At 68.3% G+C, this 25,817-nt stretch carries 22 protein-coding genes; 13 read left to right on the forward strand and 9 right to left on the reverse strand.

The window, feature by feature from the left end; all coding sequences use genetic code 11:
- The first annotated feature begins 33 nt into the window (after positions 1-33).
- Together AC59JP_RS05995 and AC59JP_RS06000 are read left to right on the forward strand one after the other, a co-directional pair.
- Positions 34-2,754 (forward strand): DEAD/DEAH box helicase, encoded by a 2,721-nt coding sequence (locus tag AC59JP_RS05995; protein WP_497324695.1) that lies wholly within the window; start codon positions 34-36, stop codon positions 2,752-2,754.
- 52 nt (positions 2,755-2,806) lie between these two features.
- The gene (locus AC59JP_RS06000) at positions 2,807-3,544 is read left to right on the forward strand and encodes a DUF4333 domain-containing protein (RefSeq protein WP_497324894.1); all 738 of its coding nucleotides are present in this window, start codon (positions 2,807-2,809) and stop codon (positions 3,542-3,544) included.
- Between the two features lie 9 nt (positions 3,545-3,553).
- Here AC59JP_RS06000 and AC59JP_RS06005 read toward each other — a convergent pair whose 3' ends face one another.
- Positions 3,554-4,504 carry a 5'-3' exonuclease gene (locus AC59JP_RS06005; protein WP_497324696.1) on the reverse strand — a complete coding sequence of 317 codons (951 nt, stop codon included), beginning with the start codon at positions 4,502-4,504 and terminating at the stop codon, positions 3,554-3,556.
- A gap of 35 nt (positions 4,505-4,539) precedes the next feature.
- Between AC59JP_RS06005 and AC59JP_RS06010 the strand changes: the two genes are divergently transcribed.
- Together AC59JP_RS06010 and AC59JP_RS06015 are read left to right on the forward strand one after the other, a co-directional pair.
- Positions 4,540-5,652, forward strand: coding sequence for a M24 family metallopeptidase (locus AC59JP_RS06010; protein ID WP_497324697.1), 1,113 nt, complete (start codon positions 4,540-4,542; stop codon positions 5,650-5,652).
- Positions 5,649-6,401 carry a maleylpyruvate isomerase N-terminal domain-containing protein gene (locus AC59JP_RS06015; RefSeq protein ID WP_497324698.1) on the forward strand — a complete coding sequence of 251 codons (753 nt, stop codon included), beginning with the start codon at positions 5,649-5,651 and terminating at the stop codon, positions 6,399-6,401. Before AC59JP_RS06010 ends, AC59JP_RS06015 begins: the two co-directional genes overlap by 4 nt.
- On the opposite strand, the gene AC59JP_RS06020 is transcribed toward AC59JP_RS06015, so the two are convergent.
- The gene (locus AC59JP_RS06020) at positions 6,398-6,799 is read right to left on the reverse strand and encodes a PPOX class F420-dependent oxidoreductase (RefSeq protein ID WP_497324699.1); all 402 of its coding nucleotides are present in this window, start codon (positions 6,797-6,799) and stop codon (positions 6,398-6,400) included. The genes AC59JP_RS06015 and AC59JP_RS06020 overlap by 4 nt on opposite strands.
- Before the next feature lie 30 nt (positions 6,800-6,829).
- Between AC59JP_RS06020 and dprE2 the strand changes: the two genes are divergently transcribed.
- The 4 genes from dprE2 to AC59JP_RS06040 are packed head-to-tail and all read left to right on the forward strand — an operon-like array spanning position 6,830 to position 10,327.
- The gene (gene dprE2 / locus AC59JP_RS06025) at positions 6,830-7,576 is read left to right on the forward strand and encodes a decaprenylphospho-beta-D-erythro-pentofuranosid-2-ulose 2-reductase (RefSeq protein ID WP_497324700.1); all 747 of its coding nucleotides are present in this window, start codon (positions 6,830-6,832) and stop codon (positions 7,574-7,576) included.
- A complete protein-coding gene (cbiE, locus tag AC59JP_RS06030; RefSeq protein WP_497324701.1) occupies positions 7,573-8,760 on the forward strand; it encodes a precorrin-6y C5,15-methyltransferase (decarboxylating) subunit CbiE in 1,188 nt (395 codons plus the stop codon). Before dprE2 ends, cbiE begins: the two co-directional genes overlap by 4 nt.
- Positions 8,757-9,506, forward strand: coding sequence for a precorrin-4 C(11)-methyltransferase (gene cobM / locus AC59JP_RS06035; protein ID WP_497324702.1), 750 nt, complete (start codon positions 8,757-8,759; stop codon positions 9,504-9,506). Before cbiE ends, cobM begins: the two co-directional genes overlap by 4 nt.
- Positions 9,507-9,565: 59 nt before the next feature.
- Positions 9,566-10,327 (forward strand): cobalt-precorrin-6A reductase, encoded by a 762-nt coding sequence (locus tag AC59JP_RS06040; RefSeq protein ID WP_497324703.1) that lies wholly within the window; start codon positions 9,566-9,568, stop codon positions 10,325-10,327.
- On the opposite strand, the gene cobJ is transcribed toward AC59JP_RS06040, so the two are convergent.
- From cobJ to cobG, 3 genes are read right to left on the reverse strand one after another with little or no spacing between them, the layout of a single operon-like run.
- Positions 10,278-11,771 carry a precorrin-3B C(17)-methyltransferase gene (gene cobJ / locus AC59JP_RS06045; RefSeq protein ID WP_497324704.1) on the reverse strand — a complete coding sequence of 498 codons (1,494 nt, stop codon included), beginning with the start codon at positions 11,769-11,771 and terminating at the stop codon, positions 10,278-10,280. The genes AC59JP_RS06040 and cobJ overlap by 50 nt on opposite strands.
- On the reverse strand, positions 11,768-12,394 hold the full coding sequence (locus tag AC59JP_RS06050) for a precorrin-8X methylmutase (RefSeq protein WP_497324705.1): 627 nt from the start codon (positions 12,392-12,394) through the stop codon (positions 11,768-11,770). The genes cobJ and AC59JP_RS06050 overlap by 4 nt, the downstream gene beginning before the upstream one ends.
- A gap of 23 nt (positions 12,395-12,417) precedes the next feature.
- Positions 12,418-13,545 carry a precorrin-3B synthase gene (gene cobG / locus AC59JP_RS06055; protein ID WP_497324706.1) on the reverse strand — a complete coding sequence of 376 codons (1,128 nt, stop codon included), beginning with the start codon at positions 13,543-13,545 and terminating at the stop codon, positions 12,418-12,420.
- 148 nt (positions 13,546-13,693) lie between these two features.
- On the opposite strand from cobG, the gene cobN reads away from it, so the two are divergent.
- On the forward strand, positions 13,694-17,296 hold the full coding sequence (cobN, locus tag AC59JP_RS06060; protein ID WP_497324707.1) for a cobaltochelatase subunit CobN: 3,603 nt from the start codon (positions 13,694-13,696) through the stop codon (positions 17,294-17,296).
- A 1-nt stretch (position 17,297) separates the two neighbouring features.
- Here the strand turns inward: cobN and AC59JP_RS06065 are convergent, their stop codons facing one another.
- Positions 17,298-19,055 carry a TIGR03767 family metallophosphoesterase gene (locus AC59JP_RS06065; RefSeq protein ID WP_497324709.1) on the reverse strand — a complete coding sequence of 586 codons (1,758 nt, stop codon included), beginning with the start codon at positions 19,053-19,055 and terminating at the stop codon, positions 17,298-17,300.
- Between the two features lie 87 nt (positions 19,056-19,142).
- Between AC59JP_RS06065 and AC59JP_RS06070 the strand changes: the two genes are divergently transcribed.
- Entirely contained in the window at positions 19,143-19,541 is a 399-nt protein-coding gene (locus tag AC59JP_RS06070) for a PPOX class F420-dependent oxidoreductase (protein WP_497324710.1), read from the forward strand.
- A gap of 36 nt (positions 19,542-19,577) precedes the next feature.
- On the opposite strand, the gene AC59JP_RS06075 is transcribed toward AC59JP_RS06070, so the two are convergent.
- The 3 genes from AC59JP_RS06075 to AC59JP_RS06085 are packed head-to-tail and all read right to left on the reverse strand — an operon-like array spanning position 19,578 to position 23,285.
- Positions 19,578-20,966, reverse strand: coding sequence for a metallopeptidase TldD-related protein (locus AC59JP_RS06075; protein ID WP_497324712.1), 1,389 nt, complete (start codon positions 20,964-20,966; stop codon positions 19,578-19,580).
- Positions 20,963-22,507 (reverse strand): TldD/PmbA family protein, encoded by a 1,545-nt coding sequence (locus AC59JP_RS06080; RefSeq protein WP_497324713.1) that lies wholly within the window; start codon positions 22,505-22,507, stop codon positions 20,963-20,965. The genes AC59JP_RS06075 and AC59JP_RS06080 overlap by 4 nt, the downstream gene beginning before the upstream one ends.
- Before the next feature lie 10 nt (positions 22,508-22,517).
- Positions 22,518-23,285, reverse strand: a complete 768-nt coding sequence (locus AC59JP_RS06085) for a TSUP family transporter (RefSeq protein ID WP_497324714.1) — start codon at positions 23,283-23,285, stop codon at positions 22,518-22,520.
- A 41-nt stretch (positions 23,286-23,326) separates the two neighbouring features.
- Here AC59JP_RS06085 and AC59JP_RS06090 point away from each other — a divergent pair, with 41 nt between their 5' ends.
- The 3 genes from AC59JP_RS06090 to AC59JP_RS06100 all read left to right on the forward strand — a co-directional run bounded on the left by AC59JP_RS06090 (position 23,327) and on the right by AC59JP_RS06100 (position 25,779).
- Positions 23,327-24,496 (forward strand): sensor histidine kinase, encoded by a 1,170-nt coding sequence (locus tag AC59JP_RS06090; protein ID WP_497324715.1) that lies wholly within the window; start codon positions 23,327-23,329, stop codon positions 24,494-24,496.
- Between the two features lie 23 nt (positions 24,497-24,519).
- Positions 24,520-25,179, forward strand: a complete 660-nt coding sequence (locus tag AC59JP_RS06095; RefSeq protein ID WP_497324716.1) for a response regulator — start codon at positions 24,520-24,522, stop codon at positions 25,177-25,179.
- A gap of 84 nt (positions 25,180-25,263) precedes the next feature.
- Positions 25,264-25,779, forward strand: coding sequence for an FxsA family protein (locus tag AC59JP_RS06100; RefSeq protein WP_497324717.1), 516 nt, complete (start codon positions 25,264-25,266; stop codon positions 25,777-25,779).
- Positions 25,780-25,817 lie beyond the last annotated feature (38 nt).

The following is a 25,817-nucleotide window of genomic DNA, read 5'->3' on the forward strand; positions in this document are numbered from 1 at the left end:
CCCTCTGACGCCGGGAACCTCTAACCTGGAGTGGTGGTAGTCGAAGCCGGGCCCCAACTCACCGAATTCGTGGAGGGCCTGCCGTTCCCTCTCGATCCGTTCCAACAACGCGCGTGCAGTGCTCTCGAGGACGGTCACGGTGTTCTCGTTTGCGCGCCGACCGGCGCCGGAAAAACCGTCATCGGCGAATTCGCGGTTCATCTCGCGTTGACGTCGGGGAACAAGTGCTTCTACACGACCCCGATCAAGGCGCTCAGCAACCAGAAGTACGCCGAACTCGTCGCTCGCTACGGCAAGGGTTACGTGGGTCTGCTCACCGGTGACCAGAGCATCAATTCCGACGCGCCCATCGTCATCATGACCACCGAAGTGCTACGCAACATGCTGTACGCGGAGTCGCCCGCACTGCGCGGCCTCTCTCACGTCGTGATGGACGAGGTGCACTACCTGGCCGACCGCTTTCGCGGCGCCGTGTGGGAAGAAGTGATCCTGCACCTGTCGGAGGACGTGCGGCTGGTGAGCCTGTCCGCGACGGTCAGCAACGCCGAGGAGTTCGGTGCGTGGATGGAGACCGTCCGCGGCAACACCACCGTCGTCGTCGACGAGAAGCGACCGGTGCCGCTGTGGCAGCACATCCTGGTCGGACACAGGTTGTTCGACCTGTTCGACGTGAAGAGCTCGGACGGGCCGCAGGGAACCGTCGTCGACAAGGAACTGGCCCGGCACGTCAAGGAACGCGTCGCCGCCGAGCTAATCGGCTCGTGGGAGCCGCGCGGGCGGGGACGCGGCGGCCCGTCGCGGGGTGGTCGGCCGGAAACTCGGCCCATCCCACGACCCGAGGTCATTCGGCTGCTCGACCGAGAGGCGTTGCTGCCGGCCATCACGTTCGTCTTCAGCCGCGCCGGATGCGACGCGGCGTTGGGCCAGTGCCTTCGCTCGGGACTGCGCCTGACGACCCCCGAGCAGGCCTCGGAAATCTCCGACATCATCGATCGGCACACGGCCGACATCCCGCGCGGCGACCTCGAAGTGCTCGGCTACTGGGAGTGGCGCGAGGCGCTCGAACGCGGACTGGCCGCGCACCACGCCGGCATGCTTCCCGTCTTCCGGCACACGGTGGAGGAGCTGTTCGTCAAGGGCCTGGTGAAAGCCGTGTTCGCCACGGAGACACTGGCACTGGGCATCAACATGCCGGCGCGCACCGTCGTGCTGGAGCGGCTGGTGAAGTACAACGGCGAGACGCACGCAAACCTGTCGGCGGGGGAGTACACCCAGCTGACGGGTCGGGCTGGACGGCGAGGAATCGACGTCGAGGGACACGCCGTCGTGCTGTGGCAGACCGGAGTCGAACCCACCGAGGTCGCCGGGCTCGCGTCCACCCGAACGTTCCCGCTGCGCAGCTCTTTTCGGCCGTCGTACAACATGGCCATCAATCTGGTCGACAGAATGGGCGTCCCGGCGTCGCGTCAGCTTCTGGAACGTTCCTTCGCGCAGTATCAGGCCGATGCGTCGGTGGTGAGCCTCGTCCGCGGAATCGAACGCAACGAGAAGTCGCATCGGGACCTGTTGGAGAAGTTGGGCGGTGAGGACTCGCCGTTCGTCGAGTACACGATGCTCAAGGCCCGCCTGAAGGCGCGCGAACGCACCCTCGAACAGCAAGGCCGCACCGACCGCCGCAACGATGCGGTCGAGTCGCTCGTGACGCTGCGGCGCGGTGACGTCATCTCCATTCCGTCGGGCAGGCGCTCCGGGCTGGCCGTGGTACTCGAGATCGACACCGATTCCGCCGATCCGCGGCCGCTGGTCCTCACCGAGGACAAGTGGGCCGGACGGGTGTCCTCGGCCGACTTCCCCACTCCTGTCAGCTCTCTCGGCCACATGCGGCTTCCGCGCCACGTCGATCACCGCACCGCGCGCACGCGCCGGGACCTGGCGTCGGCGCTGCGGGGAACCGGCATCGTCGCACCGGGGCGCGGGCGACGCCAGCATTCCACTGCAGCCGACGATCGCGAGCTCGGTGCACTGCGGCGCGCGGTCCGCTCCCACCCGTGCCATTCGTGGCCCGACCGCGAGCACCTGGCCCGGCTCGCGGACAAGTACAACCGGCTCGAGCGGGAAACCGAGTCGATGCGCCAGAAAGTCGCCTCGACGACCAATTCGCTTGCGCGGACGTTCGATCGGATTCTCGCTCTGCTCGGTGAGCGCGGGTACCTCACAGACGGCCCTGACGTGGAGGTCACCGAACGCGGATCGAAGCTCGGCCGTATCTACTCCGAATCGGACCTTCTCGTGGCGGAGTGCCTGGCGGCCGGTGTCTGGAAGGGCCTCGGGCCCGCGGAGCTCGCGGCCGTGGTGTCGTCGGTGGTCTACGAGTCGCGTCAGGACGGTGAATCGGCGCCGCCGCACGGACCGACGGGCGCCATCCGGCATGCGCTCGCACGCACCGTTCACCTGTGGAGCGAGCTGCGCTCGGACGAGATTCGGCACAAGCTGCCCCCGACCCGCGAGCCGGACCACGGCTTCGTCGTCGCGGTCTACAAATGGGCGCGCAAGGAGTCCTTGGAGGACGTTCTGTTGGCGGCAGGTCAGCAGGGTCGCGCGCTGTCCGGAGGCGATTTCGTCCGGTGGTGCCGGCAGGTGATCGATCTGCTCGACCAGATTCGGTCGGCGTCACCCGACGACGAGGTGACGAACGCCGCCACCAAGGCCATATCGGCGATTCGGCGTGGTGTTGTCGCGGTCGATGCCGCATAGTGCTCAGACGTAAGATTTCGTGGACCGAAGCAACGGCTATCTGGAGGCGACGATGACCGGCCCGTACGACCCGAACGAGCAGTGGCGCGGAGCCGGATCGGGTGACGCCGACAATCAGGCGTCCCCGGATCTCACCAAGTCCTTTCCCCCCGCGCCCGACGCCGGTCAGCAGGCGTACGGCCAGCAGCCCCAGTACGGCCAGCAGCCCCAGTACGGGCAGCCGCAGCACGATCAACAGCCCTACGGTCAGCAGCCCTATGGTCAGCAGCCCTATGGTCAGCAGCCGTATGGCCAGCCCCAGTACGGCCAACCGACACAGCAGTACGGCCAACCGACACAGCAGTACGGCCAACCGACACAGCAGTACGGCCAGCCGGGCTACCCGCAGCAGGGCTACGGCCAGCAACCGAACCAGCAGTACGGCTACCCGCAGGGCAATCAGCAGTGGAACGCCTCAGGTGCGCCGCAGCCCGCCAAGAAGTCCAAGGCGCCGCTGTTCGTCATCATCGGACTGGTGGCGTTGATCGCGATCGTCGCGGCCGTTCTCGGGCTGACAGGAGTGGTCGGGGGCGACAAACTCGACCAAGCCGCCGCCGAAGCGGGCGTTCAGAAGATCGTCACCGAGTCCTACGGCGCCACCGACGTCACCGACGTGTCCTGCCCGTCGGGGCAGAAAGTGGAATCGGGCAAGGAGTTCACGTGCTCGCTCACGGTGGACGGTCAGGCACGTGAGGTCACGGTGACATTCACCGACGACAGCGGAACCTACGAGGTCAGCAGGCCGCAATAACTCAGTAAGTCAGCGCGCCAACGCTTTTCGAAGTCGCGAGATCGAATTCTCGATTCCGAGTTCGGCGCCGAGGCGATCGATGAGATCGTTGTCCACGGGTTCGTCGGGGAGTTCGTCGGAGCGCGAGACGGTCACGTCCGCGTCCGTGACCACCCGCACGACGGGCAGCGCCGCCTCGATGTAGTCCTGCGCGGCGAGTAGTTTCGCGCGAACACCGGCCGCCAGGTCACGGTCCGACCCGCGGGCAGCGTCCATCAGGGCCTGGAGCGAGCCGTACCGCAGCATCAACGTCGACGCCGTCTTCTCGCCGATTCCCTTCACACCGGGCAGGCCGTCGGACGAATCACCGCGCAGCAGAGCAAGTTCGGCGTACCCGGGCCCCGGACGGTGTTCCGGCACGCCGTACTTCTCGGCCACCTCGGCAGGACCGAAGAGTTCTGCCTTCGCCAGGCCGCGCCCCGCGTACAGCACCCGCACCGGCACCGGATCGTCGGACACCACCTGCAGCAGATCGCGGTCACCGCTCACCACCACCACGTTGTCCGTTCGCTCGCGCGCAGCCAGCGTGCCGAGCACGTCGTCGGCCTCGAGACCGACCGCCCCCGCCGCCGCGATGCCCGCTGCGTCGAGCACCTGCATGATCAGGTCCACCTGCGGGCCGAGCGTGTCCGGTGCCTCCTCGGTGTCCGGCCCCGTCGACACTTCCTTCAGAACGCGATGCGCCTTGTACGACGGCACCAGGTCCACCCGAAACGTCGGGCGCCAGTCCAGATCCAGGCACACCACCAGCCGTGTCGCGTTCGTACGAGTGATCAGCGACGACACCATGTCGGTGAATCCGCGCACGGCGTTCACCGGCCGACCGTCGGGAGCAGTGATGGATTCGGGGAGCGCGTAGAACGCGCGGAACCACAGTGAGGCTGCGTCCAGGAGCAATACGGTGCCGCGGTCGTCGGTCATGGACCCATACTGTCAAACCACCTAGCCTGATCTGCATGACACGCTTCTCCTCGTCCGTGTACGACTCCCGCGTCCGCCGTGCCGCCGAACTGGCGAGGACGGCCGGGCTCGACGCGCTCGTGATCACTCCGGGACCGGATCTGCGGTACCTCATCGGTTCTCGTGCGCAGTCGTTCGAGCGACTGACCGCGCTCGTGATTCCCGCCGACGGTTCCACCGCCTCCGTGGTGATCCCACGCCTCGAGCTCGCCGCGCTCCGCGAATCCGCAGCAGCCGATCTCGGTCTCGAGATCAGGGACTGGGTCGACGGAGTGAGTCCGCGCGAACTGGTCGCGTCGATGCTCCCGTCACCCGCCCGCGCCGCCGTCGCCGACGCCATGCCCGCCCTGCACCTGATTCCTCTCGCCGAAAGCCTGGGCACGGCACCGGTTCTCGCGACCGACGTGCTGCGTGAACTGCGCATGACGAAGGATGCCGACGAGATCGAGGCGCTGCGGCGCGCCGGAGCCGCGATCGACCGAGTGCATGCCCGGATGGGGGAGTTCCTGGCCGCCGGACGCACCGAAGCGGAGGTGGCCGCGGACATCGGGAGCGCCATCGTCGCCGAGGGTCACACCGACGCCGAGTTCATCATCGTCGGGTCGGGCCCGCACGGAGCCGACCCCCACCACGAGGTGTCGGACCGCGTGATCGAAGCCGGCGACGTCGTCGTCGTCGACATCGGCGGCCCCGTCGAGCCCGGCTACAACTCCGACTCGACCCGCACGTACAGCATCGGTGAGCCGAGCGCCGACGTCGCGGCCAAGTACGCCATTCTCGAACGGGCACAACGGGCGTCCGTCGACGCCGTCCGTCCCGGTGTCACGGCGGAATCGGTCGACGCGGCAGGTCGCGACGTCCTGATCCAGGAGGGGCTCGGCGACTACTTCGTCCACCGCACCGGCCACGGCATCGGGCTGTCCGTGCACGAGGAGCCGTACATCGTGGCGGGCAACTCGATGCCGCTCACGGAGGGCATGGCGTTCAGCATCGAGCCCGGCATCTACTTCGCGGGCGAATGGGGCGCCCGAATCGAGGACATCGTGGTGGTGACCGCCGGCGGGTGCGAGTCGTTCAACAACCGCCCCCACGGACTGACGGTTCTGTGACCCCGGACGCGCTCCTGGCCACGCTGCGCGTCGAGGGCGGACGCATCGCGTCCATGCCTGTCGACGCGCTCGACGCCCACGTTCCCACCGTGCCGGGCTGGACGCTCGAGCACGTCGTGCGGCACACCGGCAAGGTGCACCGGTGGGTCTCGGCGATTCTCGATGCGGGCCCGACGGCCGATCTGTCCACGATCCGCGCCGAGTCCCTGACTCACGGGCCGCGCAGCCTCGAGGAGTACCGGTCGTCGCTCGACAGCCTGCTCGACCGGCTCGAGAACCTCGATCCCGCAAGGAAGGCAACGAGTTTCGTCGGGCCCGCCACCGTCGGGTGGTGGATTCGTCGGCAGGCACACGAGGCGACCGTCCACCGATTCGACGCGGCCGACGCCGTGCACGCGGCCGGCGGCCCGCCACCGGTCGACTCCGATCCGGCATCGTGCGCGGACGGAATCGACGAGCTCACCGAGCTGCAACTGCTGCACCGGGTGAAACACGACGAGATGGACCCGCGTCTGACGGGACGCACGATCCATCTGCACGGGACCGACGTGCCCGACGCGGAGTGGCTGCTCACCATCGAGGACGGACGCGTGACCGCCGAGCGGACGCACGCCAAAGCCGATGTCGCCCTGCGGGGTTCGGTCCAGGACCTGCTGCTCATCATGTGGCGCCGAAGGCCGCCGACCGCGGTCGAGACGTTCGGGGACACCTCGATCGTCGACGGTCTGCTCGACGTCGCGCGGTTCTAACTCCGCAGGGACTGCGAACCCAGCACGCGCGTCACGCTGATCTCGACGACGACGCGGCGCGGATTCTCCCGCGGCACCCGGTAGCGCGCGGCGTACCGGTTCTCGGCGTCGACCACGCTGTCCCTGTCACGCAGAATGCGGGCCGTGCCCTCGAGCGTGAGCCACCGCGGCCCGTCGATCTGGGTGACGGCCGCGTACCCGCCGCGCTCGGCGTTGCGGACCTTCTGCGACCCCTCCATCGTGATGACCCGCGCCTTACGCGCCTCGGCATCCCACGTGAATCCGACCGCCACGACGTGCGGAGTTCCGTCGGGACGTGACGTGGCCAGAGTCGCCAGATGGCGCTCGGTCAGGAACTGGAGGGCGTCGTCGTTCAGATCCGAGGGGGTGGAGGCCATGAGCCGACCATAATCCAGGACACTGGGCCGGTGACTTCTGCATCCTCGACCGTTCTGCTCCTCGGTGGGCGAAGTGACATCGGCCTCGAGATCGCCGAGCGCCTCGCGCCGGGAAACACCGTGGTGCTGGCAGCGCGGCGGAGCAACGAGCTCACTGGCGAGATCGCCCGGCTGACCGCGGCGGGCGCCGCCGCCGTGCACACCGTGGAGTTCGACGCCGACGCTCTCGACACGCACGCCGACGTTCTCGCATCGGTGGCCCGCGATCACGGTCCGCTGGACACCGTGGTGTTGGCGTTCGGCATTCTCGGCGACCAGGCGGTGGCGGAAGTCGACGCGGCCCACGCGGTGGCTGTGGTCCACACCGACTACGTGGCGCAGGTGAGCGTGTTGACCCATGCCGCAACGTTGTTGCGCAGTCAGGGGTCGGGACGGATCGTGGTGTTCTCGTCCGTCGCCGGTGTGCGCGTGCGTCGAGCGAATTACGTCTACGGCTCGGCAAAGGCCGGTCTCGACGGATTCGCCAGCGGACTCGCCGACGCACTGCACGGCAGCGGAGTGCGTCTGATCCTGATTCGTCCGGGCTTCGTGATCGGCCGCATGACCGAGGACATGGACCCCGCTCCCATGTCGAGCACACCCGGCCAAGTCGCAGACGCCGTGGTCGGCGCGCTGAAAGGCCGCCGCGATGTCGTGTGGGTTCCGGGTCGGCTGCGCCCGGTGTTCTTCGTGATGCGGTTGCTGCCACGCGCGATCTGGCGACGGATGCCGCGATGATCGACGTCGTCGGCATCGGCGCCGACGGATGGAGCGGGCTCGCCGACGCGTCGAAGCAGGCGGTGGCGTCCGCCGAGGTCCTCTACGGATCGGCTCGACAACTCGATTCGGTGCCGTCGACCGAGTGCGCGGGGCACCGGGTGGCCTGGCCCAGTCCGTTGCTGCCCGCTCTCGCCGGCCTGCTGGCCGAGCACGTCGACTCGCGGCAGTGCGTGCTGGCGAGCGGAGACCCGATGTTCTTCGGAATTGGCACCACACTCGCCCGCATGCTGGGTGCGCGGAACATTCGGGTGCTGTCTCATCCCTCGTCGGCGTCGCTGGCCTGCGCCCGGCTCGGGTGGGCTCTGAACGACGTCGACGTGGTCAGTCTCGTTGCGCGCCCGACGGCCTCGCTGATTCCGGTACTGACTCGGGGTCGGCGTGTGCTGGTGTTGAGCCAGGACGAGCACTCGATCGTCGACGTCGTCGATCTGTTGTGCCGGAACGGTTTCGAACAATCGACGGTCACCGTGCTGGCGCAACTGGGCGGTCCGGAGGAGAAGATCGTGGGCGCGACGGCCGAGTCGTGGAACGGAGTCGCGACGGATCCGCTGAACGTCGTCGCGATCGACGTCGTCGGAGCCCGTACCTCGAGGGTGCCCGGCCTGCCCGACAGTTCATTCACTGGCGACGGGCAGCTGACCAAGAACGAGATCCGCGCGCAGACACTGTCCGCGCTGGCGCCGGCGGCGGGGGAGACGTTGTGGGATGTGGGCGGTGGATCCGGGAGCATCGCGATCGAATGGATGAGGACGCACTCGTCGTGCCGCGCCGACATTTTCGAGCAGCATCCCGAACGGTCCCGATTCATCGCCACCAACGCAACACGGCTGGGCGTCCCGGCGTTGCGGATCCACGGCCGAGCACCCGACTCGTTCGGTGAGCTGGCCCCTCCCGATGCGGTGTTCGTCGGCGGCGGGGTGACGGAACCGGGACTGCTCGACGCGTGCTGGGACCGTCTCGCGCCGGGCGGTCGCATCGTGGTCAACGCGGTCACGGCCGAATCCGAATCCCAGATCCTGCAGTGGTATTCGAGGCATGGCGGGATCATGCGGAAGCTGCAGGTGTACCGGGCCGACGCGTTGGGGTCGTTCACGGCCTTCAGACCACAGCTCCCCGTTGCGCAGTGGGTGGCGACGAAGTGACGGTCCATTTCATCGGCGCCGGCCCCGGAGCGGCGGACCTGGTGACGCTGCGCGCAGCACGGCTCGTCGAGGCGAGCCCGGTATGCCTGTACGCGGGCAGCCTGGTGCCCGCCGAGTTGGTCGCGATGTGCCCACCCGACGCGCGGGTCGTGGACACCGCACGAATGACGCTCGACGACATCGTCGAGGAGATGATCCGTGCGCACCGAGCCGATCTCGATGTGGCGCGGCTGCATTCGGGTGACCCGTCGATCTACAGCGCGGTGGCGGAACAGGCCCGACGCCTCGACGCCGCGGGCGTCGACTATCGGATCGTGCCGGGCGTGCCCGCGTTCGCCGCGGCGGCAGCGTCGTTGGGTCGCGAGCTGACGGTGCCGGGTGTGTCGCAGTCGATCGTCCTCACCAGGGTGTCGACGCTGTCGACGGACATGCCCGAGGGCGAGGACCTGCCGTCGTTGGCGCGGAGCGGCGCCACGATGGTGATCCACCTCGGTGCGCGCCGGATGGAGCAGATCGTCGAGGACTTGACCCCGTCCTACGGAGCCGACTGTCCCGCGGCGGTGGTGGCGTTCGCGAGCCGCGCCGACGAGATCGTCCTCCGCGGAACGCTGTCCACGATCGCCGCACAGGTGCACGACGCCGGCGTCGTCAAAACCGCCGTCGTGGTGGTGGGTCGCGTGTTGTCTGCCGAGGGTTTCCCCGACAGCTTCCTGTACTCGGCCGCTCGCCGCCGACTCGATCACTGACCGGCGGACGGGGTGATACCTACGACCACCACCGACACACCCTCTGAGATGATCGTGTGATGACGTCGCCGCGCCGAATCCTGCTCCTCGGCGGAACCGGAGAGGCGCGCCAACTCGCGGACCTCCTCGCCGCCCGCCCGGACTTCGACGTCGTCTACTCGCTCGCGGGTCGCGTGGATGCTCCCGCTCTACCGGCCGGGACCGTCCGGTCGGGCGGGTTCGGCGGAGTCGACGGACTTCGGAACTGGTTGCTCGACAACCGCATCGACGAGGTCGTCGACGCAACGCATCCCTTCGCGGCCGTCATCTCCGAGCACGCGGTGAGTGCGTGCGACCGCACCGACACCCCTATGGCTGTTCTGCGCCGGCCCGCGTGGACGCCGGTCGCGGGAGATCGGTGGCAACCGGTGCCGACAATGGCCGCTGCGGCCGAAGCCCTCGACGCACTTGCGGAACCGGCCACGGTCTTCCTCACCACCGGGCGCCAGGACGTGGCCACTTTCGCCGGAATCGAGCTTCACCGCTTCGTCATTCGCGCCATCGACCCGCCCGAGGGCCCGATGCCACGCTCGTCGACCGTGGTGCTCGCCCGCGGGCCGTTCGACCTCGAGGACGAACTGCGACTGATGTGCGAGCAGGCCGTCGACGTCCTGGTGACCAAGAACAGCGGCGGCGCCATGACGCACGCGAAACTGGTCGCTGCGCGGCAGCTCGACGTTCCGGTGGTGATGATCGAGCGTCCACCGTCGACCTCGACGGGCGCCCAGTTCGCTACTGCGGCAGAGGTTCTGCACCATCTGACGCGTACCGACGCGAGGTGAACACACGGTCACCGGCCACGACGGTCGTCGACGACCCGATGATGAGCAGGCACCGCATGTCGATCCGTGACGGATCCAGCTCCGCCAAGGTCACCACGTAGACCTCCTCCTCGCGCCCGGCGACGTCGCGGCCCACGATCACCGGAGTCTCGGGGGATCTGTGTTCGAGCACCAAGTCGCGCAGTGCGCCCACCTGCCACGTTCTGGTCTTCGACGCCGGGTTGTACACGGCGATGGCCATGTCCGCGGACGCCACCGCGCGTACCCGTTTCTCCACGACGTCCCACGGCTTCAATCGGTCCGACAGGGACAACACGGCGTAGTCGTGGCCCAGCGGCGCACCGACTCTCGACGCCACCGCGTTCGCTGCCGTCATGCCGGGAACCACGCGTACCGGAACGTGGCGCCAGCGTTCCTCGGCCGCCACCTCGAGAACCGCTGCGGCCATGGCGAACACACCTGGATCACCCGAGGACACCACGGCCACCGAGGCACCGCGGCTCGCGAGGTCGAGCGCCATCTCCGCGCGTTCGGACTCGACCCGGTTGTCGCTGGCGTGACGGTTCTGGCCTTCCCGCACGGGCACGCGGTCGATGTAGGTGGTGTAGCCGACGAGGTCGGTGGCCTTCGCCAGTTCCGCTCGCGCTTGCGGAGTGGTCCAGTCGTCCGACCCGGGGCCCAGTCCGAGCACCACGACCTCGCCGACGCCCGCCGCAGCGGGGGCGGGGGCATACGACGGGCTCGACACGACGGCGATGGAGAAGTACGGCACCGACGACTCGTCCACGTCGGATGCGTCGACGACGCGCTCGGTCGACGTCGATGCGCGTTCGACGTAGCGCGCTTCGGACAGGCGACCGGAGTCCCGAAGCGCCTGCCGCACAGCCGGATACGTACGGCCGAGTTTGAGGATCGCGGCCGAGTCGGTCTCGCGCAGGCGGCGAGTCAGCTCCGCGACCGGCAGCGTGCCCGGCAAGATCGTCAGCACCTCCTTGTCCTCGACAAGGGGCTCCTGCAGCGCCGCCGACGCCGCGCTGACCGATGTCACACCGGGCACGATCTCGGTCTCGAACCGATCCGCCAACCGCATGTGCATGTGCTGATAAGAGCTGTAGAACAACGGATCTCCCGCAGCCAGTAGCGCCACCGAGCGTCCCGCCTCGAGGTGCACCGCCAGTCGCTCGGCTGCCTCCGTGTAGAAGTCCGCGATCGCACCGTCGTAGCCGAGCGGGTGTTCCGTCGTGCCGGTGGTCACCGGATAGACGAGGTGCTCCTCGATCTGGCCCTCGCGCAGGTACGGCAACGCGGTGGCGCGGGCGATGCTGTTGCCCCGCGCACTGTGGAAGGCCACTACATCCGCTTCGGAGATGACCCTGGCCGCCTTGACGGTGACGAGCTCCGGATCACCGGGCCCGATCCCGACACCCCACAGTTTCCCGGTCATTCCTCTTCGCTCGCAACAGCATTGACTGCGGCGGCGGTGATGGCGCTGCCTCCACGGCGACCGCGCACCACGACGTACTCGAGTCCGAGATCGGACGCGATCAGATCCTCCTTGGATTCGACCGCGCCGATGAATCCGACCGGGCCGCCCAGGATGGCGGCCGGGCGGGGGGCGCCGTCGGCGAGCAGTTCGAGCAGACGGAACAGCGCGGTGGGCGCGTTTCCGATCGCGACGACGGACCCCTCGAGCTTGTCGACCCAGAGGTCCACTGCCGCTGCGGTTCTCGTCATTCCCCACCGTTGTGCCATCTCGGGGACCGTCGGGGCGTTCAGGGTGCAGACGACCTCGTTGTCTGCCGGCAGCCGGCGGCGAGTCACTCCGGCGGCGACCATCGTCGCGTCGCACAGGATGGGTGCGCCTGCCTCCAAGGCCGCACGCCCCCGCTTCACCGCACCGGGTGTGAACGCGATCGACTGAGCCAGATTCACCTCACCGCACGCATGGATCATGCGGACGACGACCTGCGCCACGTCGGGCGCGAACGCGGAGAGATCGGCCTCGTTTCGGATCGTGGCGAACGACCGCCGATAGATCTCGGCGCCGTCGCTGATGTAGTCGTGCATGCGGTTCACCCTAGGGGAGCGGTTCACGCGGGCGGTGTCACCGTGTACCCCTCGGGTCCGGCGACCACGTCGGTCACGTCTCCGCGGGGGCGGCCACACCGCCGCTCGCACCCGACCCAGTGTTGGCGTTCGCCTGCCGAAACGTCGCCGTTCAGGACGGCCTCGTCCAGGTCACCTCGAACGTCGGTGTGCGACTTCGCGCACCCGGGTGAACCGACGCAGGAACTCACCGTCACCCACGGCGACTCCGCGTCGAAGATCAACCCCATCGGCGCGAGCACCCGCACGACCTGCTCGGCGACCCCTTCGTCGAGGTCGACCAGAACGAGCGATCGCCACGGCGTGACGATGATCGGCTTCTCAACCGCGGCCAGGAACTCGGCGGTACGCGCGGGGAGCAGGCCGTGAGCCAGGGCCGCGCCCAACGCCACCTTGCCGTCGTCTTGGTCGAACCAGCCCACGGGCGCCGCCGCGACGACGTCGAAATCGATGCGCTCCGCGGTCGGCTCGTGTCCGGTGTGCGCGAGCACCGCCTCGACGTCGGGCAGCTCGGAGACGCGCCAGTGTCGGGTGCGCACGGCCCGGAATCCGCGCGCCGCGTCGATCATCGTCTCGACGGCGCCCGCGCGAGGGACCCGGACACCGGTGTCGCGTCCGGCGAGAATCAGCGCGTAGTCCTCACCCGTGGCGTGGACGCCGATGTCGCCTTCCATGCCGGAGACGTCGCCGCGTCCGTCGTCGACGGTGAACAGGATGCGCCCGGGCAGGTCGGCGAGGTCGGCGTCGGCTCGCAGTGCACTGTCCAGGTCGTCGACCAGCCCCGACACCGACTTCCCGCCCACCCGTCCGGCGAGTGGGGACGCGAGGATGTTCCGCACCCGCTCGTGTGTCTCCGACGGCAACAGGCCGGCGTCCGCGAGCCGTTCGGCCAGGTCGTCGGGATCGGTGACGGCGCGCAACTGGATGTTCCCGCGGCTGGTGAGTTCCAGCTCGCCGGTCGACAGCTCGGTCGAGGCTGTCGCGAGAACCTGCATCTGAGTCGGCGTCAGAACTCCACCGGGAAGCCGCACCCGCGCCAGGGCGCCGTCGGATGCCTGGTGGACCTGCAACGCGCCAGGGCACGCGTCGGCGACGGTCCTGTCCTGTTCCATGCATTTCAGACTACGACCCGTAGGATCAGCCGAGAGCAGCGCGGAAGCCGGTGTGATTCCGGCACGGTCGCGCCACTGTGAAAGTCAGACCCGAGCCGCTCACCGCGAGCGACCGACGGGGCGCGAAACCCCATGGGAGGCAGTACCTGTGATCTTGCTGATGTCCACCTCGGACACCGATCTGTCGAGCGCCAAGGCCTCCGGCGGCGACTTTTCGCTCGCCAACCCGAACCGAATCAGCGTCACCGACGACCTTCCGGCGATGTTGGCCGAGGCGGACGTTGTGGTGCTGCGCATCCTCGGCGGTCGGCAGATGTGGTCTCGCGGCGTCGACGCGGTCCTGAAGTCCGGTGTTCCGCTGGTGATGCTCGGCGGCGAGCAGGCTCCCGACGCCGCACTGATGGAGTTGTCGACCGTTCCCGCCAACGTCGCCTCCGAGGCCCACAACTATCTCGCGGAGGGCGGCGCCGAGAACCTCGCCCAGCTCGCGTACTTCCTGTCGGACACCGTCCTGCTGACCGGTCACGGTTTCGAGCCTCCCGCGCACCTGCCCGTCTGGGGTCTGCTCGAGCGGCACGACGAGGTCGACGGCCCGACTGTCGCCGTCCTGTACTACCGCGCACAGCATCTGGCGGGCAACGTCGCGTACATCCACGCCCTGTGCGACGCCATCGCGGCGCACGGCGCCCGCCCGCTTCCCATCTTCTGCGCCTCGCTGCGCGCGGCACCGCCCGAATTGCTGCAGACGCTGCGGCAGGCCGACTCGATGGTCGTCACCGTCTTGGCGGCCGGCGGCACCAAGCCCGCCGGTGCGTCCGCGGGAGGCGACGACGAGGCCTGGGACGTCGCCGAACTCGCCGCGCTGAACGTGCCGATTCTGCAGGGTCTGTGCCTGACGAGCAGCCGCGCCACCTGGGCGTCGAACGACGACGGCATGACCCCGATCGACGTGGCGACGCAGGTTGCCGTTCCCGAGTTCGACGGCCGCATCATCACGGTTCCGTTCTCGTTCAAGGAGATCGACTCCGAGGGTCTGAGCACGTACGTCCCCGACCCCGAGCGGTGCGCACGTGTCGCGGGTATCGCGGTACGTCACGCCCGACTGCGCCACATCGAGCCGCAGGACAAGCGCGTGGTGCTGATGCTGTCGGCGTACCCCACCAAACACGCGCGCATCGGCAACGCGGTGGGCCTCGACACTCCGGCCAGCACCATCCGATTGCTGACTGCGATGCGCGACGCCGGATACCGCATGGGCCCCGAGTTCGGCGAGGACGCGGTGCCCGGTCTCGCCGCGCACGACGGCGACGCCCTCATCCACGCCCTGATCGCCGCCGGCGGCCAGGACCCCGACTGGCTCACGCAGGATCAGTTGGAGTCCAACCCCGTTCGCATCTCCGCCTCGCTCTATCGCGAATGGTTCGACACGCTGCCGCAGGACTTCCGCGATCGCGTGAACGCGCACTGGGGTGAGGCACCGGGTTCGCTGTACGTCGATCGTTCGTCCGATCCGGACGGCGAAATCGTCATCGCTGCACTGCAATTCGAGAACATTCTTCTCATGGTGCAGCCCCCTCGCGGTTTCGGTGAGAACCCGATCGCGATCTACCACGATCCCGATCTGCCGCCGAGTCACCACTATCTGGCGGCGTACCGGTGGGTGGCGGCGCCGCGGGAGCGCGGTGGTTTCGGCGCCGACGCCGTCGTGCATCTGGGCAAGCACGGCAACCTGGAATGGTTGCCGGGCAAGACCCTTGCGATGTCCGCGTCGTGCGGAACCGACGCAGCACTCGGCGATCTGCCGCTCATCTACCCGTTCCTGGTCAACGACCCGGGGGAGGGGACGCAGGCGAAGCGCCGCGCCCACGCGACGCTCGTCGACCACCTGATCCCGCCGATGGCGCGAGCCGAGAGCTACGGCGACATCACCCGACTCGAGCAGCTGCTCGACGAGCACTCCAACATCACCACGCTGGACCCGGTCAAGCTGCCGGCGATCCGTCAGCAGATCTGGACGCTGATGACTGCGGCGCAGATGCACACCGACCTCGGCTTGGAGGAACGTCCCGCCGAAGAGGTCTTCGACGACATGCTTCTGCACGTCGACGGCTGGCTGTGCGAGATCAAGGACGTGCAGATCCGCGACGGGTTGCACATCCTCGGTGAAGCGCCGTGCGGGGAGTCCGAGATCGACATGGTGCTCGCCATGCTCCGCGCCCGGCAGATGTGGGGCGGTGAGCGCAGCGTCCCCGGCTTGCGAGAAGCGTTGGGGCTCAGCGAGGACGGCGACGAGGTACGCGACCGAGTCGACGAGATCGAGGTTCATGCGCGGGCGCTCGTGGCCGCCATGGCCGCGGCGGACTGGTCGGTGGACGCCGTCCCGGCCGTGACCGCCGGACACGGCGACACGGTAGCCGCCATCATGGAATTCGCTGCGACCGAAGTGGTTCCGCGGTTGCGCGAGACGAACGGTGAGGTAGGCCGCATCCTGCACGCCCTCGCCGGCGGATTCATTCCGGCCGGTCCGAGCGGGTCACCGCTGCGCGGTCTGATCAACGTGCTGCCCACCGGTCGCAACTTCTACTCCGTCGATCCCAAGGCGGTTCCGTCGCGACTCGCCTGGGAGACCGGGCAACTGATGGCCGACTCGCTGCTCGACCGGTACCTGACCGATCACGGGGAGTACCCGCAGTCCGTGGGCCTCTCGGTGTGGGGGACGAGCGCGATGCGCACGTCCGGTGACGACGTCGCCGAGGTCTTCGCGCTTCTGGGTGTCCTGCCGGTGTGGGACGAGGCCTCTCGTCGCGTCGTCGAGCTCGAGGCGATCCCGCTCGACGAGCTGGACCGACCGCGCATCGACGTGACCGTGCGCATCAGCGGCTTCTTCCGCGACGCGTTCCCGCACGTTCTGGCTATGCTGGACGACGCGGTGCGCCTCGTCGCCGCGCTGGACGAGCCGTTCGAGCAGAACTTCGTTCGCGCGCACGCGCAGGCCGATCTCGCCGAGCACGGCGACGAACGACGCGCCACCACACGCATTTTCGGCTCCAAGCCCGGATCATACGGCGCGGGCCTGCTCCAGTTGATGGACAGCAAGAGCTGGCGGAGCGACGAGGACCTCGCCGAGGTCTACACGACGTGGGGTGGATTCGCGTACGGACGCGGACTCGACGGCATTCCCGCGGCCGACGACATGCGCACCGCGTACCGCCGCATTGCCGTGGCGGCGAAGAACACCGACACACGTGAGCACGACATCGCCGACTCGGACGACTACTTCCAGTACCACGGCGGCATGGTCGCGACCGTTCGCGCGCTCACCGGTTCCTCGCCCGAGGCCTACATCGGCGACAGCACCCGGCCCGAGTCCGTTCGCACCCGAACCTTGGCGGAGGAAACGGCGCGGGTGTTCCGTGCTCGAGTGATCAACCCTCGCTGGCTCACGGCCATGCGGCGCCACGGGTACAAGGGTGCGTTCGAGATGGCGGCGACGGTCGACTACCTGTTCGGCTACGACGCCACCACCGGCGTCGTACAGGACTGGATGTACGAAAAGCTCACCGAGACATACGTGTTGGACGAAGAGAACCGCAAGTTCATGACCACGTCCAACCCGTGGGCGCTGCACGGAATCTCCGAGCGACTGCTCGAGGCCGTCGAACGTGGATTGTGGGCCGAGCCCGATCCGCAGCTGCTGGCGGATCTCCGATCGGCGTACCTCGAGAGCGAAGGTGACCTCGAGGGCGCGTGAGTCACGCGAACGGCGACACCAGCAGCAGCTCGACGTTGTGGTCCCCCGCGGTACCGATGCGCTTGGGGTCACGTCCGAGATCGTTGTAGGACATCTCCCGGTACATGGACGCCAGACCGACACGCGACAGGTCGGCGAAGTTCGCCGTGTACGGGGCGGCCGATTCGATCAGCGTGCAGAACAGCGAGAGCGTGCCGTCGGCGTTGTCGCAGACGTCGACGATGCGCGCGTTCTGCGGGAAGTCGATGTGCGAGGCGGTGTTGATCTCCCAGAAGCTGCGGTCCGGGGTCGGACCGGCGTGCGGCGACACCCGATTGTCGTGAGTGTGACCGTTCACCCAGGCCACCAGGTTCGGGAACCGTCCGAACAGGTCGAGCAGGTAGCCGCCGGTGTACCGCGGCTCGGCAGGGTTCTCCGGATCCGGGATGGGCAGCTCCATAGACGTGGACGTGTGGTGGCTGAACGCGACGAACAAGGTGTCCGACGCCGAGTGGGTGATGCGCGTTCCCGCCGCGTCGTAGTACGCACTCGAGCCGGCAACGAGGAGGTTCTCGATCCATCGCGCCTGCCCGGCACCGATCGAGCCGTCGGTGAACCCGGCGTGGTTGGTCGAATCCATCGAGATGCCGACGACGCCGGGCGCGATCTCGAACGAGTAGTAGGTGATGCCCGTCTGCGGTGCGTCGGGCGCGAATCCGTGTCCGACCGGCCCCGGTCCGCCCGACGGCGCGAGATGGGCAGCCATGTACTCACGCATCGTGAACGGGGCACGGCGCGGATCGCCGGTGACGGTCCGCACGGGCCCCGCCACGGCCGCCGACGCCAGAGCGGCGGGCAGCATCGTCGGCTGATCGCGCACCACCGCGGCGATGCGGTCGATGTCGGGCTGAGCGGTCGGCACGTCGAGCTTGATCGTGCCGGTGTACAGCGCGGTGATCGGGTCGAGCCCACTGGGGAGAGTGCCCTGCACGCTGTTGTCGTGGTTGCCGAAAACGCTGTACCAGGGCGTGTTCAGGCCAGGACTGGTGATGGGCCGCAGCACCTCCGTGAGCAGACCCGGAATCTGCGGAAAACCCTTCTGCTTGAAGTCGTCCGGAACCGACGACTCGGGCTGCCAGTACAGCGTCGAACCCCACGTCTGCACGCCCTCGTACCGGGCGGGATCACCCGTGTTGGGGGTCAGCGTGCCCCCGTCGAACACGGTGAGAAACCAGTCCAGTTCCGCGTGCTCGTGGTTGTCGGTGTTGTCGCCGGTGCTGACCACGCAGTCGAAGCGTCGGCCCGAGAACGGGCCCGATTCGAGTGCGTTGATGCGCTCGATCAATGACACCGCACCGTGCGTGCCCATCGTCTCGAACGAGCGGAACGCCGACGAATTGAGCGTGCGCACGAACTCCGCGCGGACCGGGCTCTGGGCGTCCACGAGATGCACGTCGGTCGTCTGGACGATCGACGCAAGAGCGGTGCGGCGGGAATCCCGATCGGCACGTGGCTGAGCGAGTTCGGTGCGGACGACGAGCGGCCAGGCGGGACCGGCGACCAGGGACCGATAGGCGCCCGGTCCGCTCGCCGCCGGAACGCCGACGGTGTCCAAGGTGGTGCCGGCCCGGTAGAAGCCCCGCACGGACGACGGTTCGGCGAACGCGCGCGGAACCCCCTTCGTGGCGCCGAGCAGAACTGCGGCACCGATCCCTGCGGTCTTGAAGAACGTGCGTCGGGGAAACTCGATCACGGCTGGCAGGCCTCCTTCGTCGATCATGACTAGTACTCCTCACAACCACCCGCGTCTCGAGATTGCCGAAAGAGAAGTAGTAGCTCGGTACCCGTCGGCGCCTAGGCTGAGCGCATGAGCACCAATCCCTTCGGAGACGTCGGTACCGCGAAATACGTTCAGCTGACCACCTTCACCAAGGACGGCACCCCGAAGCCCATGCCCATCTGGGCTGCGCTGGACAACGGGGAGTTGCTGATGTGGACTCAGGCGAACTCGTGGAAGGTCAAGCGCATCAGGAACACTCCGCGCGTCCTCCTCGCCACCTGTGACAGAGCGGGCAAGAACGTGGGCCCGACGCAGGAGGCCACCGCGCGGGTTCTCGACGACGCCGGCACCGAACGGACGCGCAAGGCGGTCATGGCGAAGTACGGCATCGTCGGCCGTGTCCTGGTCACCGCAAGTCAGGTGTTCAAGGGCAAGTCGAGCACGGTGGGGATTGCAGTCACCCCTGTGCGCGATTTCCGTCCCTAGGGGGCCGGAAATCGCGCACAGGGGGCGGAGCCGCCCCTACTGTGCCTTGCTCACCGACGACATGTGGAAGTCCGGTATCCGCAGCGCCGGCATCGCCGTGCGAGTGAACCAGTCCTTCCACTCGCGTGGCAGCGTCGCGGCCGTGGCGCCCGCTTCGGTTGCCCGCCGCAACAGATCGAGCGGGCTCTCGTTGAACCGAAAGTTGTTGACGGCGGCGGTGACTCGCCCGTCCTCGACGAGGTACACGCCGTCTCGGGTCAAGCCTGTCAGCAACAACGTGGTCGGGTCGACTTCGCGGATGTACCAGAGCGTCGTCAGCAGCAAGCCACGCTCGGTGCGTGCCACCATGTCGTCGATGGACGCGCCCGATCCGCCGGTCATGATCAGGTTCTCGCCGGGCACGGCAACGGGTGCGCCGAACTCCGCGGCCGCCGCGCGCGGGTAGGCGAGGGCGTTCACAACGCCGCCGCGCACCCAGTCCACCCGCTCGGCGGGCATGCCGTTGTCGAACACCGACACCGCATCGCTGGACGAGCCGGCCACCACGAACGGTGAGTACTCGAGGCCGGCCGCGGACGGGTCGCTGAAGAGGGTGAGGGGAAGTGTTCCGAGCCGCTCGCCGATGCGCGTTCCGCCCGGCGCGGAAAGTGCCGTCCGCCCCTCCTGAGCGCCCCGACCGTCCATGGTCCACATCAGGTAGATCATGAGGTCGGCGACGGTGGACGGCGGCAGAAGCGTTTCGTACCGTCCGGCGGGCAGCTCGACCGTCCGGGCGGCCCAGTCCAGGCGTCGCGAGATGTCGCCGAGCAGCGACGAGACGGACACGTCCGCGAAGTCGCGCGTTCCGGTGCCGGCCCAGGCGCTCGCGCCGTTCAGGCCGCCGCGCTTACCGTTGATCTCGATGGACCCCACCGGTTCGACGAACCGGCGGCGCAGCCCGGTGGTGGTCCCGAGCCAGGTCGTGGCGACCCGATGAGACGCGAACCCGTACAACGCATCGGCGCCGTCGAATCCGGCACCGAGGTCGTCGGTGACCGCGCCGAAGACGTCGACTCCCGTCGGCGCTGCCACCTCGCCCCAGTCGTGCCCGGCGCCCCAGTCTTGCCCGGCGCCGGAGCCGTCGATCAGCGGCATCGCGTCGTCCGCCGGCTCAGCGCTGCGTGCCGCGTCCTCGGCGGCCGCGACCACGGCGGCGATGTCGTCCGGGTCGGTGCTCGTGGAGGCGACCGTGCCGACCCTGGCCTCGGCGCCCTCGCGCACGATGGCGACCACGAACCACGACCGGGTGATGGACACGCCGTTCGTGGTCATCGAATTTCCTGCCCACCGCAGGGAGGCTTCGCCGGCGTCCGTCACGATGACGACGGCGTCGGAGACGGTGGTGAGCGCGAGCGCTTTCTCGACCAGTTCGTGTGCCCCGATCATGCTCCCGCCTCCGCTCGCGTGTTCAGTACGTTGACGCCGCGGAACAGCGCGGCCGGACAACCGTGGCTCACCGCCGCGACCTGACCCGGTTGCGCCTTGCCGCAGTTGAAGGCACCACCGAGGCGCCACGTCGACGGTCCGCCGACGGCCTCCATCGAGCCCCAGAAGTCCGTCGTGGTGGCCTGGTATGCGACGTCGCGCACCTGCCCGGCGAGGCGACCGTTCTCGATCTTGAAGAATCGCTGCCCGGTGAACTGGAAGTTGTAGCGCTGCATGTCGATCGACCACGACTTGTCACCGACGACGTAGAGCCCGTTCTCGACGCGCGAGATCAGATCTTCGGTTGTCGTGTCCGTCACCGGGTCGGGCTGGAGCGAGACGTTGGCCATCCGCTGAATAGGCACGTGGTGCGGCGAGTCAGCGTAGGCGCATCCGTTCGATCGTGGCAGTCCGAGGCGCGGCGCGAACACTCGATCGAGTTGGTATCCCACCAACACACCGTCGCGAACGAGGTCCCATTTCTGCGACGCGACACCGTCGTCGTCCCATCCGATGGACGACAGTCCGTGCGGCTCGGTGCGATCGGCGGTCACATGCATGATCGGGGTGCCGTACCGCAGCGTGCCCAGTTGGTCGGGGGTCGCGAACGAGGTACCCGCGTACGCGGCTTCGTATCCGATCGCGCGGTCGTATTCCGTTGCGTGACCGATGGATTCGTGAATCGTGAGCCAGAGGTTGGTCGGGTCGATCACGAGATCCATCGGGCCGGCCACCACGGGCGGCGCCTTGACCTTCTCGGCGAGCCATTCGGGGATCCGGGCCAGCTCGTCATCCCAGTCCCATCCACCCTCGGCCCCGTTCTCGGTGCCCACCAGGTACTCCCAGCCGCGGCCGACCGGGGGAGCGAGCGTGCGCATCGATTCGAACGTTCCTGCCGCCGAGTCGACGGCCGTCGCTTCGATCTGCGGGTGGAGCCGCACGCGTTGCTGCGTCACCGACGATCCGGCCATGTCGGCGTAGAACGTCTGCTCCTTGACCTGCAACACCGACGCGGTGACGTGGTCGACACCGTCGGAAGCGGACAGGCGCGCGGAGAACTCGCTCAGCAGCGCGATCTTGTGGGGAGTCGGTACGTCGAACGGATCGACCGCGTATTCGGACACCCAGCTGACGTCCTCGTAGACGGGTTCCGGAGCGAGCACCACCGGGTCCCGGTTCAGAGATCGAAGTGCGCGTGCCACCTGCACGGCGCGGTGCGCCGTCTCGATCACCACGTCGACGCCGAGTTCGGCGTGCGAGGCGAATCCCCACGTCCCGTCGACGACGACGCGTACCGCCACACCGAGTTCGACGCTCTCGACCGACGACTGAACCGCGCCGTCGCGCAGCCGGAGGGACTGAGTCCGGATGCGGTGTACGCGGAGGTCGGCATGTGTGGCCCCGGCGGCGCGGGCGACGGTCAGCGCGGCGTCGGCCAGAGTGCGCAGGGGCAGGGCGAGAAAGTCCGCGTCGACGGACCTCGGCGGTGAGTTCGTGGTCACCGCGCTCACGCTAGCCGAATTGCTGCCATCCCAACCGGACGACGAGCGCGAGAACGACGACGAGCAACACGATGCGCACGAACCCGGATCCCTTGGTCAGCGCCATTCGAGAACCGACGACTGCGCCCGCGATGTTGGCGACGGCCATCGTGAGCCCGAGAGCCCACAGGACGTTGCCGGTGACCGCGAAGAAGATCAGCGCACCGAGATTCGACCCCAGATTGAGAACCTTCGCCATGGCGGCGCTCGCCACGAATTCGGTTCCGAGCAGGGTGGCGAAGGTGATGATCAGGAAGGTGCCGGTACCGGGCCCGAACAAACCGTCGTAGTAGCCGATCACCACCGCGGCGGCCGGCACCACCAAGGCGAGTCGACGGCGCGTGGCCGGTGGCGCGGTCGAGACCGCACCGATATTGGGTCGCAACGTGACGATCAGGGCCACACCGACCAGGACGACGAGGATGACGGGGACGAACACGTCCTTGTCGATCAAGGCCACGGTCGCCGCGCCGAGGGCAGACGCGCACCCTGCCGCGATGCCGGCGGGAACGAGCAGTCGCCAGTTCATCGCCAGTCGTCGCGCGAACGTCAGCACGGCGGCCGACGTCCCCGCGACCGCCGCCAGTTTGTTCGTCGCGAGCGCCGCCTGCGGGGTCAAGGTCGGCGCGACCAGAAAGAGGGCCGGAATGAGGATCAACCCGCCGCCGCCGACCACCGCGTCGACCCAGCCCGCGGCGAGCGCGGCCACGAGAAGAATCGACCAGTCGGCAGCGCCCATGACATCAGTGGATCACAGGGTGATCCGAATAGGCTGACCCCATGCGCGCGCTGAGTCTGTGGCTTCGGCAACAGCCGTTCGTCGCCGACTGTGTGCTCGCCGCCGTTCTGTTCGCACTGGAGTTGATCGGAACCGTCAACGCGGACAACAAGACTGCGTACCTGCTCGTCGGTGTCGCGATCTGCGCACCGATCCCGTGGCGTCGCCGGCTTCCCCTGGCATCGGCGTGGGCAGCGCTGTCGATGGCGCCGATCGCCGCGATCGTGTCCCATGTGGTCGGTGACGACACCGCCCACCTCGGGTTGATCGGTACCGTCGCCGCGCTCTACACGCTGGTCGCTTACCTCGGTCGACTCCCCGGCGCCCTATATCTGGTGGTCTTGCTGGCCACGGACGTGTTCGCGGCGGTGCTGCTGGACCGATCGCTCGTCGAGAACATCGGGGTGTCCCTTCTCGCCTATTCGCTGGCGTGGATCTCGGCCGAGTTCACCGGTGCCCGACGTGCCTACGACCGGGAGGTCGAGGCCCGGTTGCTCGTGGCGGAGGACGAGCGTGACCGGCGCGCCGTGGAAGCCGTTGCAGCAGAACGCACTCGGATTGCACGCGAGCTCCACGACGTGGTCGCGCACGCGGTCAGCGTGATGATCGTGCAAGCCGACGGCGCGTCCTACACGCTGCGACGGGATCCGGACCGCGCCGAAGCGGCGCTGAACAACATTTCCGCGACGGGCCGTCAGGCGCTGTCGGAACTACGCAGAACGGTGTCGCTGCTCCGCACCGAGCACCCGGACGACAGCCTTCCCCAGTACGGCACCGCAGCGCTGGCGAAGATCGTGGAGAGAATGCGCAGCGCCGGGCTGACCGTGCAACTCGAACAGAGCGGCGACATCGACGAACTCCCACCGGCGATCGCGCTCGGCATCCACCGTCTCGTCCAGGAGTCGCTGACCAACGTGCTGCGCCACGGCGGAAGCACCCCGCGTGCACGGGTCGTCGTCGCACGCCGCGAGCGCGACGTCCTGGTGCAGATCGTGGACGACGGCTCGGGTAGCGGCCACGGTGCCTCGGTCTCCGCAACCGACGGGACCGGCAACGGCGTGCTGGGAATGCGCGAGCGAGTCGCCGTCCTCGGCGGCGACCTCAGCGTCGGACGACGGCGCGACGGAACCTGGGCCGTACGGGCCGAGCTTCCGCTCGACCTCGATTCGTGATCTGCGCGCGATAGGTTCTCGCGGTGACCGTTTCGGTGTTGTTGGTGGACGATCAGGAATTGATGCGCATGGGCCTCACGATGGTGCTCGACGCGCACGACGACATCACCGTCGTGGGAGAGGCCTCGGACGGTGCATCGGCCATCGCCGCCGCTGCCCGTCTGGAACCCGACGTGGTTCTGATGGACGTGCGCATGCCGGGCGTGGACGGCGTCACCGCGACCGAGCGCATCACGTCCACTCAGCAATCTGTCCGAGTGTTGATCATGACGACGTTCGACCTGGACGAGCACGTGCTGGGCGCCCTGCGCGCCGGGGCCAGCGGATTCCTGCTGAAGGACACCCCGCCGGAGGACCTCGTCTCGGCGGTCCGCAGCGTCGCCGCCGGGGACGCGGTGGTCTCGCCGCGGGTGACCCGGCGCCTGCTGTCCCGATTCATCACCGACGAACCGGTTCCGACCCGCGACGCGACGATCCTGGATTCGTTGACCGACCGCGAACGGGAAGTGCTGGAACTGATCGCGTCGGGAATGTCGAACGCGGAGATCGCAGGAACGCTGTTCCTGTCCGAGGCGACGGTGAAGACGCACGTCGGGCGGGTGCTCACCAAGCTGAATCTGCGCGACCGGGTGCAGGCCGTGGTCCTCGCCTACGAGACGGGTGTCGTCACCCCGGGCAGCTGAGAATCTGCTGACAGTGCCGCCGCTCCGGGAGAAAAAGGCCGGCGCCGCGCGTTGATTCGGACAAGACCCGCGAAAGGACTCGTCATGGCACTGCTGTACTTCTTCCTCTACGTGGTGGTGGAGATTGCCGCCCTCGTGTGGCTCGGCAGCACCATCGGAATTCTGGCGACCGTTCTGCTCGTCGTGCTCACGTCCGTTCTCGGCCTGCTCCTCGTCCGCTCGCAGGGTCGACGGGTGCTCGGCGAACTGCGGTCGGCGTCCGCGTCAGGTCGCTCGCCGATCGGTGCGCTCGCCGACGGCGGCATGGTGGCGGCGGGCTCGATCCTCATGGCGGTTCCCGGTTTGGTCACGAGCGCGTTGGGGCTGCTGCTGCTCTTCCCGCTCACGCGCGCCCTGCTCCGTCCGATCGTCGCCGCCGTGGGGAGCAAGAGGCTCGGGGGTGCCGTGGCGGCCGGTCGGTTCGCTCCCGCGGGTGGACGATTCGGGCCGACGTTCGCGTCGGGCCACGTCGTCGTCGACGGTGAGGTCGTGACCGAACCCCGCACCCGCGAGTCCTACCCCGTGATCGAGGGCCCCGACCTGCGCAAGCCGCGCGACTGACCCGCGGCGCACGCACCGGTCCGCACACCGGGCAGACT

It is taken from the genome of Rhodococcus sp. 320_ES, assembly GCF_059691855.1.